Source organism: Streptomyces viridifaciens, from assembly GCF_001888885.2.
Classification (GTDB): Bacteria; Actinomycetota; Actinomycetes; order Streptomycetales; family Streptomycetaceae; genus Kitasatospora; species Kitasatospora aureofaciens.
Genome location: NZ_CP090840.1, coordinates 1,332,906 through 1,347,888, shown reverse-complemented (window position 1 = coordinate 1,347,888; position 14,983 = coordinate 1,332,906). Strand labels below are relative to the sequence as shown.

Genomic DNA, 14,983 nt, shown 5'->3' with positions numbered 1-14,983 from the left:
GCTGACGGCCCGTTCTGGCCGACAATGGCCTGTCCATGGTGGAGTGGCTGGCCCACTATCTCTGTGTGGCCTTGACAACCGAACACGGCGGTCCCGTGGTGTCGCTGTCCACCGACGCAGTGCCGGCACGGGACCGGCTGGACTGGTGGCGGTGCATGATGGAGAGCGACGTCATGCCCGTGGAGCTCCGCAACGAGCACACGAGCGACTTCGCGGGCAAGGCCCGGATGGCGGAGCTGCCCGGCATGCGCGTGGCGGAGTTCAGCTTTACCCCGCTGACCGCCACACGCACGCCCACGCAGATCCGGCGGCTGGACCCGGAGCAGTACCTCTTGATCCTGGTTCAGGGCAGCCCGATCCAACTGGAGCAGTCCCGCAGCACGGTCCACCTGACCTCCGGCAGCCTCGCCCTGTGTTCCACGTCCTATCCGATGGCAGCCGACTTCTTCTCCCGGGACCACCGCCGGCATCGGGTCGCGTTGATGGTGCTGCCCAGGACCTCCCTGCCGCTGCCCGGAGACCGGATGAACCGGCTCCTGGGTGCGTCCCTCGCCACCCGTTCACCCGCCGGCTGGCTACTCGGGCAGTTCCTGTCCGGCTTCCTGAGCTCCGTCGGCCACGGCGGGCCCGCGGAGCTGCGCCGGACGGGAGCCATCGGCGTCGACCTGGCCGCCGCCTACCTCGCTGGTTTGCTGGACGCGGACGACCTGCTGCCCGTGGAGACCCGCGAGCAGGTACTTCTCGCGCGTGTCGACGCGTTCATCGACCACAACCTCGCAGACCCGGAGCTGGACCCCGCCGCGATCGCCGCTCACCACCACATCTCGGTGCGCACCCTGCACCAGGTCTTCCGGAGCCGGCCCGAGACGGTTGGCGCGACGATCCGCCGTCGCCGGCTCGAACGGTGCCGCGCCGACCTCACCGATCCGAGTCAGCGCCACCGGACGATCGGTGCCATCGCCCTCCGCTGGGGATTCCGACACCCGGCAGACCTGAGCCGGGCCTTCCGCTCCGCGTACGGCGTGCCACCGAGCAAGCTGCGAGGCGGCGGTGGCCAAACCGGGTCGGAGTGACGGCTGACGGGTTCGCTCGTTGGGCTGCTGGCTGTGGAGGTGAGGATGAAGAGCACTTGTTGGCGAGTGCTGGCAGCGGTTCGTTGTAGATCGCGGGTCACATGTCGACGAGAACTGAGAGCACTCACGCGTGTCGATGGTGTCGGCAGATGTTCTCCCCAGTGGGAACCGGAGTAGTCGCACCAGACCTCGTTGCAGGTGGCTATCGCGACCTTGCGGTCTCGTCCTGCTCGGCACGGTCGATGAGGCGATGCAATGGCTGCTCTTGCCGTTGAAAGACAGGAAGGTTCGCTCAGGGTTGTTCTGCGCGCGCCTGATATGCAGCGCGCTCTCCCGCACGGCCAGGTCCGAGAGCCTCCTGACGGGTTCAGCCCGGCCGGCGAAGGCCCGGTTTCGCGCCCAAGGCGCATGGAACTGGGATGCCCCGGCCAATGCGCCGCTGCAAGACTGACCACCATGACACGACCTGAACTCTCCGAACTCGACCACCTGCGAGAGATAGAACGGCTCGCCAACGTGGTCGCAGGCGCTGCCTCGGCCGAAGGCTGGCTCTCGTATCAGCCCGAAGCAGAGGACGCGACGCGCTTGCAGCGGGCGGTGAACGCGCTGGCCCGGGGGCTTCGTCACTACCACTTTCCAGGGGACGGCTGCCTCGACGATGAGGCGGATCGCCCCGAGCTGAAGCTCGCGGGCGTGGTGATTCTGCGTCCCGGGGCGATGCCGGACGGCATGGAGGAGACCTATGAGGAGGCGTGCGCCCGCCTCGGGGTCGAGGCCCGGCCCGAAGGGTGGGCCCTGTGGAACACATGGGGCGACGGGAATCTTCAGGTGACGATGGTCATCTCCGCCGTCGACACCACCGAGGGCCTGCTCGCGAACTGGTCACGGGGCGAGGCCATCTATCCGGTGACGCCAGTACCTTCCCAGATCGCTCTCATCCACCACGGCTGGGCCGCCCATATGATCTTCTCCCCGTTCGGGGTGAAGAAGCTCGGGCTCGGCGGACAGCCGTGACATCGCGTCACATCGGCAGCCTGTTTTCCGCTGCCGGCCCTGCGCCTCAGCGGCCAGGCTGGTGCTCGGCTTCGGTGGCGGCCAGCCGGTAGGGCTCGATACCGTCTCGATCAGGGCGAACCGGAAGGCCAGATGGTCCATGGCGGCCGCGTGGACGGTCAGCGCATCCACGACTCGGTTGCCGGTGTGGGCGGCTTCACCCCGGTGAGCGACTGGTCGGCGCAGCGGGTGATCTGGTGGTCGCGCACGCGGAACGGCGGCCTGTCCTCGCTTGGCTGAACAGTCATCTGAGGGGATAAGCGTCCACGTCCTCCAGCCGTACCCCGGGGCATTGGACAGGGATACCGATGCGGAACTGCTCAGCCCATTGGCGGCGGGCAACGAGCACAGGGCCGGCGGACCGAGCAACGGCCAGTTCGCCGTCCAGGCGTCGGCGAGGTGGCTGGGGACGACCCTGGCCGCTGGGGCGGCAGCGACCGAAGCGACCAAGGCCGCGGGCGCCGGTGAGGGCACTGGGTATGGGCCATGATCCGTCCATGGAACGAGTGATTGATCTCGATGAGGCGGCTGCGGAAGTAACTGATCGGGCGCCGGGGTGGCGGGCTGCAGGCCTGACAGTGGGTCGGGTGACCTGGCGTGATGAAACGGCGCCATGGCCTCAGCGACTTGAGGTAAACAGGTCGCGCTGAAGGTCTCGCTGGATTCCGGTCTCGGCCTGTCGCCGGTGGAGGGTGACGACCGGGTCGGTGCCTCGCTCGGCGCCTGGCTGCCGCTGGGGCTGCTGGCGCTGGTCGCCCTGGCGGTCTCCCGTCCGAACGGTTTTCCCGGCCTCGGCCTGACCGGCCGCCGGATCGCCGCCCAGGCGGCGGGCGCGGCGGCGGTGGCCGCGGGCGGCGGGACGCTCGCCGCGCTGCTCCCGGGCGGCTGGGGCGCGGTGGGCTTCGCCGTCCCGGCGGTGCTGCTCGCGGTGGCGGGCGCCGCCCGGCTGCGGCGGCGCCCGCTCGACAGCCGGGTGGTCCCGGTCGGGCTGCTGACGGTGGCGGGCGCGGTGCTGCTCGTCACCTCGGCGGCCTCGCTGGCGCAGCTGTTCCCCGGGGTGGTCGAGCCCGCCGCGCACTGGCAGGCGGCCTGGGAGGGCACCCGGGCGGTACAGGGGAGCCAGTCGACCCCGGCCGCCGCGCTCACCGCGCTGTGGCTGCTGGTGGCCGCCGGGGTGGCGGTACACCTCCTCGGGCTGAGGGGGTCCGCGACCGCCGGGGCGGAGGCGGCCTTGTCGGCCGTCGCGTCCTTCGCGCTGGCGCTGCTGCCGGTGGCGTTCGGGCTGTCGCCCGTGATGGCGGTCGGGTTCGTCACCGCGCCGGCTCTGGTGGGCGGTTGGTTCCTCCCGGTGCGGCCGGCGCTCATCGCCGGCGTGATCCTCTCGGGCACGCTGGCGCTGCTGTGGGCGCTCGCCAACCGCCCATCCACGATCGTCGTCCTGGCTCTGGCGGCGGGGCTCACCGTCGCACTGACCGTCCGGGGGCGTCCGGCACCGGCCGTCACCGCCGTGCTGGCGGTGGCCGCGCTGGGCCGGGAGGCGGCGGCGGTCGCCGTCACGGCGGGTCTGGAGCGGCCGGATCACCTGCTGGCGGTGCTCGCGGTCGCCCTCGCCACCGCGCCGGTGGCGGCGAGGCTCGCGGCGCGTACGGACTCGGCCGTCCCTGCCGCCGTGGAGTTCGCGGGCTACGGCATGGCGGCGCTCGTGCTGCTGCTGAGCGCGGACGTGCCGGGGCGGCTCTCCTTCGAGCTGGCGGTGACCGGGGCCGCCGCGCTCGGTGTCGGCCTGCGGGCGGACCGGCGGCGCAGCGCCCCGGCGGTCGGGGTCGCGCTGCTGATCGCGGCCTCCTGGCTCTGGTTGGCGCTGGCGGACGTCCACGCACCCGAGGCGTACAGCCTGAGCCTGGCGGTGGCCGCCCTGGTCTTCGGCCATCTGCGGCGCGGGCGGTTCGCGGAGGAGGGCCTCGGCTCCTGGCCGGTGTACGGTCCGGGGCTGGCGGTCGGGCTACTGCCCAGCCTGTGGGCGCTGTTCCTGGACGGGTACTGGCTGCGGCCGCTGCTGCTTGGCGTCGCGGCGCTGGTGGTGACGGTGCTGGGGGTGCGGCTGCGGCTGCAGTGCCCGCTGGTGCTGGGCGGCGGGGTGCTGGTGCTGGTGGCGGGGCACGAACTCGCCCCCACGGTGGTGCAGGTGCTCGGTCTGCTCCCTCGCTGGGTGCCGCTGGCCGCGGCCGGGGTCCTGCAGCTGGCGCTCGGCGCCACGTACGAGCAGCGGCTGCGCGACGCCCGTCGGCTGCACGGGGCGCTGCGCCGGCTGGGCTGATCGCCGCCTGGTTCGACGGTCCGGTCCGCCGCCGCGCCCCGGACCGCGCCGACCGGCTGCTCGCCGCAATGACCCTGTCCCGCGCCGCAGCCTCACGGGGAGAGCCGCTCACTCCGACCCTTTTCGCCGGCTGGCAGAACCTGGTCCTCGGTGTGAACGAGGTGCATCTGCCTCAGGGCGACACCTTCGCCAAGGGCGGCCGGGAACGATACGGGCTCACGCCCCGCACCTGGCAGGACTTCGCCGCCTGCCTGCGCCAGAGCGCCGACCCCTCGGTCCCCCTGCCCGCCCGCGCGGCAAGGGCGTACCTCCACATCGCCTTCATCCACCCCTACCCGGACAGCAACGCCCGCCTGGCACTGCTGGTCCTCGCCCACGCCCTGGAAGCGGGCACCTGGGCCGTCGTACGGGCTGAGAGAAAAAGCCAAGGTCAAGTGGCATGGCATGATTCCGGGGTGGCTTCTGCGACCGTCTCTGAGTACATACCGCCTGCTGCACGTGCTGTCCTCGTCGACCTGTTGGCCGGTGCGCGGGCAGGTCGGGGCGGGGCGGCGGTCGTGCGTGGTGAGGCGGGCATCGGCAAGACGACGTTGCTGCGCCATGTCACTGACGGATTGTCGGGTGTGCGGCTGCTGTGGGTGAACGGGGCTGAGTTCGAGGCTGACTTCGCGTACGCCGCCGTGCACCAGTTGACCCGCCCACTGCACGAGCGGATCGGGGGGTTGCCCGCCGCGCAGCGGAACGCGCTGGCGGTGGCGCTGGGGCTGGGCGAGGGAGGCACGCCGAGTCGTTTCGCCGTCGGTTTGGCCCTGTTGGGGCTGCTGTCGGATGCTGCCCGGGAGCAGTCCGTGGTGTGCGTGGTGGACGATGCGCAGTGGCTGGATCGGGCGTCGGCCCAGGCACTGGCCTTCGTGGCGCGGCGAGTGGCGAACGAGTCGGTGGCGTTCGTGTTCGGGGTGCGTGACGCGCACGTCATCGCGGAGTTGGAGGGGCTGCCAGTGCTGACGCTGCCCCGGTTGTCCGATCAGGTGGCGCGTCGGCTGCTGGCGTCCAGTCTGCTCGGTCCCGTGGACGACCAGGTGCGGGAGCGGATTCTGGCCGAGGCGCGCGGTAACCCGCTGGCGTTGCTGGAGTTGCCGCGCCGGCTCGGGCCCGCCGTGCTGGCGGGCGGTTTCGGGCTGCCGACGCCGGTCTCCCCGGCCAGCCGGATCGAGCAGAGTTATCAGCAGCAGGTGTCCCGGCTCTCCGAGGACGCCCGGGTTCTGCTGCTGGTGGCGGCCGCCGAACCGCTGGGTGACCCTGGCCTGTTGTGGCGGGCGGCCGATCTGCTGGGGGTGGGGCCACAAGCGGGGCCGGAGGCCGAGGCGAGCGAGTTGATCGAGTTGGGCGGGCAGTCGAGGTTCCGGCATCCGTTGGTGCGCTCGGCGGTGTACACGGCGGCTTCACCGGCGGAGCGCCGCCGGGTGCACGGGGCGCTCGCACAGGTCACCGATCCACTGACGGCGCCCGATCGGCGTTCGTGGCACCGGGCGCAGTCGCTGTCCCGGCCGGATGAGGAGGTAGCGGCCGATCTGCTGCGCTGCGCGGAGCGGGCGCGGCGCCGGGGCGGGGCCGCTGCCGAGGCGGCGTTCTTGGAGCAGGCCACGGGGCTGACGGCCGAACCGCGGCTGCGGGCCGAACGCAGTCTCGCCGCCGCGCGGGCTGCGATGGAGGCCGGCTCGTTCGAGAGCGCGCTGACGCTGGTCGAGGCGGCCGAGGGCGGCCCGATCGACGCCACTGGACGGGTGCAGGCCGAACTTTTGCGCGGCCGTGCGGCGTTCTTCGGCGACGGTGCGGCGGACGCGGTCGGCCACCTGGTGGCGGCGGCCGACCTCGATCCCGGCCGGGCGCGGACGCACCTGCTGGACGCCCTTCAGGCGGGTCTGGTGGTGGGCAGGTCCTCCCCTGCGGCGCGAGACGCCCTGGCGGCGGCCCGGCGGGCGCCCGCACCGGCCGGTGAACGCTCGACTGCGGACGAGTTGCTGGACGCCCTCGTCGGCTACCTCGACGGCGACCTCGCGGTGGTGCCGGTGCTGCTCGGGATGCTGTCCGACGTGGCCGACCCGTTGTGGGCGGGCCGGCTGTCGCTGGCCGCCTTGCTCGCCGTCGAGTTGTGGGACGTCGCCTTGGAGGACCGGCTCGCCGGTCGGGCCGTTGACTCCGCGCGCGCCGGTGGAACGCTGATGGTCCTGCCGGTGGGCTTGTGGATGCAGGCGATGGCCGCCGCGCAGCGCGGTGACCTCCTCGATGCGGCGGCGTTGAACAGCGAGGCCGACGGCATAGCCGAGGTGACCGGCGTCCCGCCGCACTGGTACGGTCGGCTGTTCGCGGCCGCGGTGCGCGGGGTGGACGCTGAGGCGCGGCCCCTGTTCGACCGGGTGCTGGCCGAGTCGCATGCCCGGCGCAAGGGCATGCTGACGGCGACCGTCCACGCGGCGGCGGCGCTACACGCCAACGGCGTCGCAGACCACCGCGCGGCCCTGGCCTCTGCGCGGCTGGCCGTGGCGGACGGAGACCTGGGAACGTCCAGCCTCGCCCTGCCCGAGCTCGTCGAGGCGGCCGTCCGGTGCGGCGAGCAGGACACTGCCCAGGAGGCGTTCGCACGGCTGTCGCGGCACGCGTCCGCGGCGGGCACCGACTGGGCGCTGGGCGTGCGCGCGGCCCTCGCCGCCCTGCTGTCGGACGACCCGGCGGAACTCCACGCCGAGGCAGTGGCCCGGTTGGACGCCGCCGGCCTGCGGGTGTGGCGCGGCCGGGCCCTGCTGCACCAGGGCGCGTGGCTGCGCCGGGACGGCCGCCGCGGGCAGGCCCGTGAGGCGCTGCGCACCGCTCATGAGCTGTTCACCGCGGTGGGCGCGGAGGGGTTCGCCGAGCGGGCCCGGGTGGAGCTGGCCGCCGCCGGGGAGCAGGCCCGGCCGGCCGGGCTCGGCGCGGTGGAGCTGTTGACTGGTCAGGAGCTGAACATCGCACGCCTGGTGGCGACCGGCGCGACCTCCCGGGAGGTCGCCGATCGGCTGTTCCTGAGCCCGCGCACCATCGACGCCCATCTGCGCAGTGTGTTCCGCAAGCTCGACGTCACTTCGCGCCGCCAACTCGCCGACGTGCTCGGCCGGGACGCCTAAGCCCCGGCCGGCTCACCTAGGCAGTCGCCTAGGTGACTTTCGCCGATGAGGGCGCGGGGTGGGGCGGACCAGACTCGGGGGCATGAAGAACACGCCCTCGGGCATCGACCGGGCCGCCCCGGTAGTCGCCCGCCGTGAGCTGCCGATCCGGGCCCCGGCCCCTGCCGTCTGGGCGCTGCTGACGTACGTGCCCGGCTGGCCGACCTGGCAGCCGGACATCGCGGTGGCCCGCGCCCTGACTCCGCTGACTCCGGGCGCGGTGTTCCACTGGCGCACCGGCGGCGTGGACGTCACCTCCACCGTGTACGCGGTGGACGCGCCCCGGTCGATTCTTTGGGGTGGCCTCTCGCAGGGCATCACCGCCGTCCACGAGTGGACGTTCACGCCTTCGTCCAGGGCGACCTTCGTCGTCACGGAGGAGTCCTGGGACGGTGCGCCCGTGCAGGCCGACGCCGACGCCGTCACCCGGGCCCTGGACCGGTCGCTTGCGCAGTGGCTGCTGCACCTGAAGTCCGCCGCCGAGCGCGCCGCGCGCTGACGCCGCCGCGCCGTTCCCCTCCCACCGGCTGTTTCCCACGGCCCAGTTCACGGAGTTCCCATGCCCAGTCCGCCGCGCGGCGCCGTCCTTGCGGTGCTGGCCGCCGCCCAGTCCACCGTCATGCTCGCCACCTCGATCGTGAACGTCGCCCTGCCGCAGATCAGGGATGGCGTCGGCCTCTCCGACTCCGCCACCACGTGGGTGGTCAACGCCTACGGCCTGGCGTTCGGGGCGCTGCTGCTGGCCGGTGGTCGGGCCGCCGACCTGCTGGGACGGCGCCGCGTCCTGCTGGCCGGGTTGGGGACCTTCGGGGCCGCCTCCGCCATCGCCGCGCTGGCCACCTCGCCCGGTGTGCTGATCGCCGCGCGGGCCGTCCAGGGGGCGGGGGCGGCGGCCGTCGCCCCGGCGGCCCTTGCCCTCGCGGTGGGCCTGTATGCGCCGGGCCCGGCCCGCGGCCGGGCGCTGGCGGTCTGGGGTGCGGTGTCCGGTGCGGGCGGTGCGGCGGGGGTGGTGCTCGGTGGGCTGCTGACCCAGGCGTGGGGCTGGCCGTGGATCTTCCGCACGGTGGCGATCGGCAGCTTCGCGGTGCTGGCGGCGACGGCCGCATGCGTCCCCGCAGCGAGCCGGGCGGAACGGACCAGGTTTGACTGGGCCGGGACCGCCATGAGCGCCCTGGCCCTGACCGCCCTGGTGTGGGGCCTGACCACGGCCCGCCGCTCGGGCTGGACGGACCCCTGGGTACTGGCCGCGTTCGGCGCCACCGCCGTGCTCGCGGTGGTGTTCTGGCGGGTCGAGCGCACCAGCGCCTCCCCTCTGGTACCGCCGCGGCTGTTCGCCGCCCGCGAGGTGACGCTCGGGAACCTGCTGACGGGCCTGTTCGGCTCCGTGTGGATCGCGTTGTTCTTCTTCCTGCCGCTCTACCAGCAGCAGGTCCTCGGCGAGGACCCGCTGACCACCGGGTTGGGGCAACTCCCCCTCGCCTTCGCGAACATGCTCGGCGCAGCCCTCGCCCCCGCCCTGGTCCGCCGGACCGGCGGCCGCGCCGCGCTGGTCTCGGCGCTGCTGACCGAGGCGGCCGGGATGCTGTGGCTGTCCCGGATCGGCGCGGACGGCACCTTCCTCACCGATGTGCTCGGCCCGAGCGTCCTGGTCGGACTCGGTCTGAGCGTCGCCTTCGTCCAGCTCACCAGCCTGTCCGTGGCAGGCGTCGACGGACCGGACGCGGGCCTGGCGGGCGGCCTGGTCAACACCACCCGGCAGGTCGGAGGCGCCGTCGGGCTCGCCGTCCTGGCGACCGTCGCCGGATCCGTCACCTCCCGCGCCAGCAGCCACCAGCCGCCCCTGGAGGCGCTGACCGCCGGCTACCGCACCGCCTTCGCCCTGGGCGCCGCCGTCCTGGCCGGCACCGCCCTGCTCGCCGCCCTGTGGGTGCGCCTCACACCCACCGCTGACCGGCCGCGCCGCACGCCCACCGAGGAGCCCGCCGTCCCCGGCCGCCGCTGACTGCCCGGCACCCCCCTCACTTCACCTCCCTACCCACATCAACCGTTCGCACTGACCGCCGAGAGGAAACACCCGTGCCCACCATCGACGAGAGCGCACCCGTCATCGTCCGCCTGTCCACCGAGATCAACGCCCCCCTGGAGCGTGTCTGGTCCCTGCACACCGGCATCGACAACTGGCCGGTCTGGAACCCCGACATCGACCAGGCCCGCCTGCAGGGCCCGCTCACCGAGGGCACCTCGTTCACCTGGCGCACCCACGGGATGGAGATCACCTCCACCGTCCACGAGCTGGTGCCCGGCGCCCGGATCGTCTGGGGCGGCCCGGCCCACGGGATCGAAGGCGTCCACGTGTGGACCTTCGAACAGAGCGGTGACCGTGTCGTCGTCCGCACCGAGGAGTCCTGGAGCGGCGCGCCCGTCGACGCCGCCACCGACCAGCTCGCCGCCGCCCTGCGCACCTCCCTGGAGGACTGGCTCACCTGCCTCAAGAACCGCGCCGAGAAGCTCTCCTGACCCCGCCACCTTCCCCTTTTTCACACTGGAGACACGAGGACCACGAGCATGACCGCCAAGCCCTATCTGACCGGCCACTACACCCCCGTCGCCGACGAACTGACCGCCACCGACCTGACCGTCGAAGGCACCCTGCCGCCGGAGCTGACCGGCCGTCTGATCCGCAACAGCCATAACCCGAAGCCGGGCGTCACCCCCGCCCACTGGTTCAAGGGCAGCGGCATGGTGCACGGCATCCGGCTGCGCGAGGGCCGCGCGGAGTGGTACCGCAACCGCTGGGTACGCACCCCCGCGCTGGACGGCGCCCCCTACATGACCGAGCACGGCCCGGACCTGACCGCCTCCACCGCCGGCACCCACGTCATCGAGCACGCCGGCCGGCTGCTCGCCCTCTGCGAGGCGAACCTCCCCTTCGAACTCACGCCCGACCTGGACACCGTCGGCGCCTACGACTTCGACGGCAAGCTGCGCAGCGCGATGACCGCGCACCCCAAGAGCGACCCGGTCACCGGCGAGCTGCACTTCTTCGGCTCCTCGCCCTTCCCGCCCTACCTGGTGTACTACGTCACCGATGCCAAGGGGCAGATCACGCACAGCGCGGAGATCCCCGGTGCCAGCGCCGCGCTCAAGCACGACTTCGCGATCACTCGCCACCACGTGGTCTTCGTGGAGGGCACCGTCACCTTCGACCCCACCGAGCACTCCGGCATCCCCTACTCCTGGCAGGACGAGCAGCCGGCCCGGATCGGCGTCATGCCACGCGGAGCGCAGGGCGCCGCCGCGATCCGATGGTTCCCGATCGAACCCGGCAACATGCTCCACGTCGCCAACGCCTACGAGGACGCCAAGGGCCGCATCGTGCTGGAGGGCCCCACCGTCGACCGCGAGGGCTTCCAGCTCTCCTGGAACTGGTGGGTCGGCGCGCCCGGCCGCGGCAGCGAGCCCAACGCCCGTTCCTACAACCGCCGCTGGGTCCTCGACCTGGCGACCGGCCGGGTCGACGAGCGGGTGGTCGACGACCTCGCCATCGAGTTCCCCACCCTCAACGAGGACTTCCTCGGCATCGAGAACCGCTACCAGTACGCGATCTCCTTCCCCGACCAGGACGGCTTCGGCGGCTACGGCGTCGTCAAGTACGACCGTGCCACGGGTGAGCGGCGCATCCACCAGGCCGGCGACGCCCGGCTGCCCAGCGAAGCGGTGTTCGTCGCCGCGGCCGGCGGGACCCGGGAGGACGACGGCTACCTGCTCACCGTCGTCTCGGACCTCAAGCAGGACGCCTCGCAGCTGCTCGTCCTGAACGCCGCCCGCCTCGACAAGGTCGCCACCGTCCACCTCCCCCGCCGCGTCACCGCCGGAATCCACGGCTCCTGGATTCCCGACAGCACCCTCTGACTCCACCCGAGCCGGATCCCGGGGACGCCCGCCCCCCGGGATCCGCCAGACCACTTCAAGGAAAGAGCACTGCCATGCGCGCACCCGCCGCAGCCACTACCACCGCCCTCACCCTCGCACTACTCCTCACTGCCTCCACCGCCGCGTCCGCCCTCACCACCGACCAGACGCCCACCGCAGTGGCCGCCCACCGCACCGACGTGCAGATCGACGAACACGCCCCGGTCATCACCCGCGCCGACATCCTCATCCACGCCCCGCTGCACACCGTCTGGAACATCCAGACCGACGTCGAGAAGTGGCCCGCCTGGCAGCCCAACGTAGAAACCGTCGTCAAGGACACCCCCGGTCAGCTGCGCCCCGGCTCGAGGTTCCGCTGGAGCACCGAAGGGCTCGACATCACCTCCACCGTCCGGCAGGTCGACCACGGCAGGCGCCTCGCGTGGGGCGGCCCGGCCCAGGGCATCACCGCCGTCCACGTCTGGACCTTCACCCCCACCCGCGAGGGCGTCCTCGTCCACACCGAGGAGTCCTGGACCGGGGAACCCGTCACCGCGAACCAAGCCGCCCTGCAGGCCGCCCTGGACAACTCCCTGCACAACTGGGTCACCAACCTCAAGCACGAAGCAGAAACCCGGTAGTTGATCACAAGGCCGGGGCCGGGCAGCCCCGTGCTGCTGAGCAGACGTCCTGGCCCCGGCCCGTGGGACTGGTGTTCCCACGCAATCGAGACCTGCTGGACGATGTGCAGGCCGTGGCCGGGGCGCCGGTCTGCCCCGCCGACGCTGGCGCCGGCGGGGCGGGTCGGGCAGCGGGTCGGTGACGGTGTTCCGCAGGACGGTGTCGTCGAAGTCGACGTCGACGGTTCTCCAGACATGGAAGGGTGCCTCGCCAGGTGGCGGTGGCTGCCATGACGTGGTGTTGCCAGAGCCGATGCTGACCGCGCCGGTGGAGCGTTCCGACTTGCCGGCGGGGCATGCGGCTGAACCGAAATTCGACGGGTTCCGGGGGCGCTCGGAGCAAGAGGGCTGGATGGAGCTGCGGTCCCTGTCCGTACCCGGTTTGAGGCCGTTATCCCGTCCGAGCTGTCCGGCGCCACTGGCCGGACGCCATCGTGAGCAGCGCGTTCGAGGACTTCCTGGAGATCGAAGCGGAGATCGCGCCCGGCCGGCGGGCGGAGCTCTCGTTCGACCACCGGCGCCGCGCCCTTCTCGTTCGAGGACCGGGAACCGCTGTCCGCGCCGCTGACCGTCTCGGCCGGGTCATCGCACAGCCCGCTGCGGCCTCCCGGCCGAGGCTGCGGTACTCCCACCAGTCGGTCGGGCACCGGACGGTCGAGCCCGTCGGGGCCGGCTCGTGCCGGATGCGCGTGCACCCGGTGGTCGGGTAGTTGGAGTTGTCACAGCTGTACTCGCCGGGCGGCGAGCACAGGGCTGACACCGCCAGCCCGCCGACCAGCAGCACGATCGAGGCCAGTCCCGTCCAGACCTCCTGCGGGCCGAATCGTCGGCCGGAACCCCCCGCGTCCATCCCGCCCCCCGTTCACCGGACTCCACGCTCCCCGGCGGGGAATACCCGCCTCGCCCCCGCCGTAGGCCGCTTCTTGCACCCGACCGGCCCGGACAACTTGTGGGCGCTCAGCGACGATCGGCACGCGGTGATCGAACTGAAGACCGGGTGCAGCACCGAGACGATCGCCACGAGCGACCTCGATCAGCTGGGCGGCAGTGTCCGCTGGGAGCCGAGGAATCGCGTGCGCGAGCTGGAGCTTGGTCAGGTGGTGCTCCATGCTCTCCTGCGCCAGCGCGCAGGTGGGGGCGCCGCGGTCGTGGGAGAAGAACCGCATCCCCGTGGGCGAGACATTGGCGTGCACCCCGTGACCGCACTCCGGGCACCCGAGCGGGACCCGCGGTCGTACGCGGTGGACCGCTGTCCACGCCCAGCCGCATCCCATGTCGTCCCGGGTCGCGTCCAGCCGGCCCCGCTGCGCGTGCACGGCGGTGAATGTCACCGCTCCCCCTCTCCCCCCGGCGGCCCCGCCCCCCCCGAACCACCGACCGGGCGGCCGGACCGCTCGGGGGTTCGGCCGGCCGCCCGGTTCCACAGTGCCGCCACCCGGCTGCGGATGCAGCCCGGGCTACGCCGACCCGACGTCAGCAGCGGAAGATCCGCAGGTGGGCTGAGCGGCAGCAGGGCAGCGGGAACGCGCGGGCCACCGGCGGCGAGCCGGTCGGGAGTCAGGTCAGACAGGCGGCGGCGCTTGTCGGCCCAGCACCGCGTACGGACCGGAAGCCCGGCAACGAGGCTGGCCGTGACCAGGCGTCCTCGACGGCTGGCGGGACGTGGCCGCAGTCGAGCACGCCGTGCAGCGGCACCCCGCTGCGCAATATGCGCTCGGCATCACGAGCCTGCACAGCCTGGTCCAGAACCCCCCGAAACCACGTCTTGGTGAGCGTGCGCTGCTGGAACGCGCGGACGAACCCCCAGGACATCGGCACCCCCAGGTACGCCAGCGCCGCGCTGTCCCGCGCGGGGTCCAGCACGGTGCCGTCGCTGGCCGAACACCACGCGTGCGCCTGAACCGTGCCGTCGCCGGCCAGCGCATATCCCTCGACGTAGGCGCCCGGCAGGAGCCGGGCCACGCGCAGCGCACTGCGGTGACATCTCCCGGGCGCCCCACGGCGCGGGGCACCTGAGCGAGGCCACGGTGCCGGAGTGAACAGCCGACCCTGGCCGAGCACCACACGGCGCCCCGGACGCAGGCTGTGTCGGCATCGCCGACACAGCCTTGAGCAGGGCGTGGTCAAGGAGCGGCAGCAAATCTGCGGGCACACCGAGTCTGCTCCCGCCCGCCAGATCCGGCCCGGCAACCGGACCGCACACTGACCCGCGCGAGCGAGTGCACGCCGGTGCCGGCTGCGAGGAAGCCGCCTTCAGGCCCTGCACAGCGCAGGTGAGCACCCCGGCGGGGACAGGTGGAAGCGGCTGCCGAAGGCCTGCGGGTGCGTGTCCGGCGGGATCGGGATGCTGCTGGGTGCCAGGTGCAGCGGGAGGTCGGGACAGGCTTGGTCCCTACATGCGTTCCGGACGACTCGCCGGGATCGGTGATCCAGGTGTATCCCGGTGGTCGGGTGTGGCAGGGTCGCCGGGTGCCCACCGGGCTGCGGCCACACGTGGGGCGAATCGCATGAGATCCCCCCGTGCCCCTGGCGGACACCCACTGCCGCCGCGACGACGGATGCAACGAGTACCTGGGCAATCAGGGCGTATTGGAGAAGTGTCGGCGGGAGAACTTCGGTCACTTCCGGGGCCTGCACACCGAGAACTGGCGTACCGACGGCCGGGAGACGTGACGGCCGCCGGGCGCAGGGCACGCTGACCGCCCGCGCCCGGGTGATCCCGTCGAGTGGCCTGCGGTTATTGTTGAT

Annotated in this window: 13 protein-coding genes; 11 read left to right on the top strand and 2 right to left on the bottom strand. The window is 72.6% G+C overall.

Annotated elements, in window-relative coordinates; all coding sequences use genetic code 11:
- Positions 1-65 precede the first annotated feature (65 nt).
- The gene (locus BOQ63_RS05615; protein WP_232543188.1) at positions 66-1,073 is read left to right on the top strand and encodes a helix-turn-helix domain-containing protein; all 1,008 of its coding nucleotides are present in this window, start codon (positions 66-68) and stop codon (positions 1,071-1,073) included.
- A 456-nt stretch (positions 1,074-1,529) separates the two neighbouring features.
- Entirely contained in the window at positions 1,530-2,087 is a 558-nt protein-coding gene (locus tag BOQ63_RS05610; RefSeq protein ID WP_141763834.1) for a hypothetical protein, read from the top strand.
- 158 nt (positions 2,088-2,245) lie between these two features.
- Here the strand turns inward: BOQ63_RS05610 and BOQ63_RS05605 are convergent, their stop codons facing one another.
- Positions 2,246-2,374, bottom strand: a complete 129-nt coding sequence (locus BOQ63_RS05605) for a hypothetical protein (protein ID WP_465390836.1) — start codon at positions 2,372-2,374, stop codon at positions 2,246-2,248.
- A 437-nt stretch (positions 2,375-2,811) separates the two neighbouring features.
- Here BOQ63_RS05605 and BOQ63_RS05600 point away from each other — a divergent pair, with 437 nt between their 5' ends.
- The 8 genes from BOQ63_RS05600 (at position 2,812) to BOQ63_RS05565 (ending at position 12,945) form a co-directional block, all read left to right on the top strand.
- Entirely contained in the window at positions 2,812-4,443 is a 1,632-nt protein-coding gene (locus BOQ63_RS05600; protein ID WP_454130646.1) for an SCO7613 C-terminal domain-containing membrane protein, read from the top strand.
- A 152-nt stretch (positions 4,444-4,595) separates the two neighbouring features.
- Positions 4,596-7,604 carry an AAA family ATPase gene (locus BOQ63_RS05595; RefSeq protein ID WP_360465051.1) on the top strand — a complete coding sequence of 1,003 codons (3,009 nt, stop codon included), beginning with the start codon at positions 4,596-4,598 and terminating at the stop codon, positions 7,602-7,604.
- An 82-nt stretch (positions 7,605-7,686) separates the two neighbouring features.
- On the top strand, positions 7,687-8,142 hold the full coding sequence (locus BOQ63_RS05590) for an SRPBCC family protein (protein WP_030557020.1): 456 nt from the start codon (positions 7,687-7,689) through the stop codon (positions 8,140-8,142).
- Between the two features lie 60 nt (positions 8,143-8,202).
- A complete protein-coding gene (locus tag BOQ63_RS05585) occupies positions 8,203-9,645 on the top strand; it encodes an MFS transporter (RefSeq protein ID WP_072653568.1) in 1,443 nt (480 codons plus the stop codon).
- Positions 9,646-9,719: 74 nt separating this feature from the next.
- Positions 9,720-10,160: an SRPBCC family protein gene (locus tag BOQ63_RS05580; protein ID WP_030557016.1), complete on the top strand. Its 441-nt coding sequence runs from the start codon at positions 9,720-9,722 to the stop codon at positions 10,158-10,160.
- A 48-nt stretch (positions 10,161-10,208) separates the two neighbouring features.
- Positions 10,209-11,555 carry a carotenoid oxygenase family protein gene (locus BOQ63_RS05575; protein WP_072653566.1) on the top strand — a complete coding sequence of 449 codons (1,347 nt, stop codon included), beginning with the start codon at positions 10,209-10,211 and terminating at the stop codon, positions 11,553-11,555.
- A 74-nt stretch (positions 11,556-11,629) separates the two neighbouring features.
- Complete coding sequence (locus tag BOQ63_RS05570) at positions 11,630-12,196, top strand: SRPBCC family protein (protein WP_072653565.1); 567 nt, start codon at positions 11,630-11,632, stop codon at positions 12,194-12,196.
- Between the two features lie 473 nt (positions 12,197-12,669).
- The gene (locus BOQ63_RS05565; RefSeq protein WP_072653564.1) at positions 12,670-12,945 is read left to right on the top strand and encodes a hypothetical protein; all 276 of its coding nucleotides are present in this window, start codon (positions 12,670-12,672) and stop codon (positions 12,943-12,945) included.
- An 847-nt stretch (positions 12,946-13,792) separates the two neighbouring features.
- Here BOQ63_RS05565 and BOQ63_RS05560 read toward each other — a convergent pair.
- Positions 13,793-14,197 carry a hypothetical protein gene (locus BOQ63_RS05560; RefSeq protein ID WP_167395659.1) on the bottom strand — a complete coding sequence of 135 codons (405 nt, stop codon included), beginning with the start codon at positions 14,195-14,197 and terminating at the stop codon, positions 13,793-13,795.
- Between the two features lie 558 nt (positions 14,198-14,755).
- Between BOQ63_RS05560 and BOQ63_RS05555 the strand changes: the two genes are divergently transcribed.
- Positions 14,756-14,908 (top strand): hypothetical protein, encoded by a 153-nt coding sequence (locus BOQ63_RS05555; RefSeq protein ID WP_167395658.1) that lies wholly within the window; start codon positions 14,756-14,758, stop codon positions 14,906-14,908.
- Positions 14,909-14,983: the final 75 nt, after the last annotated feature.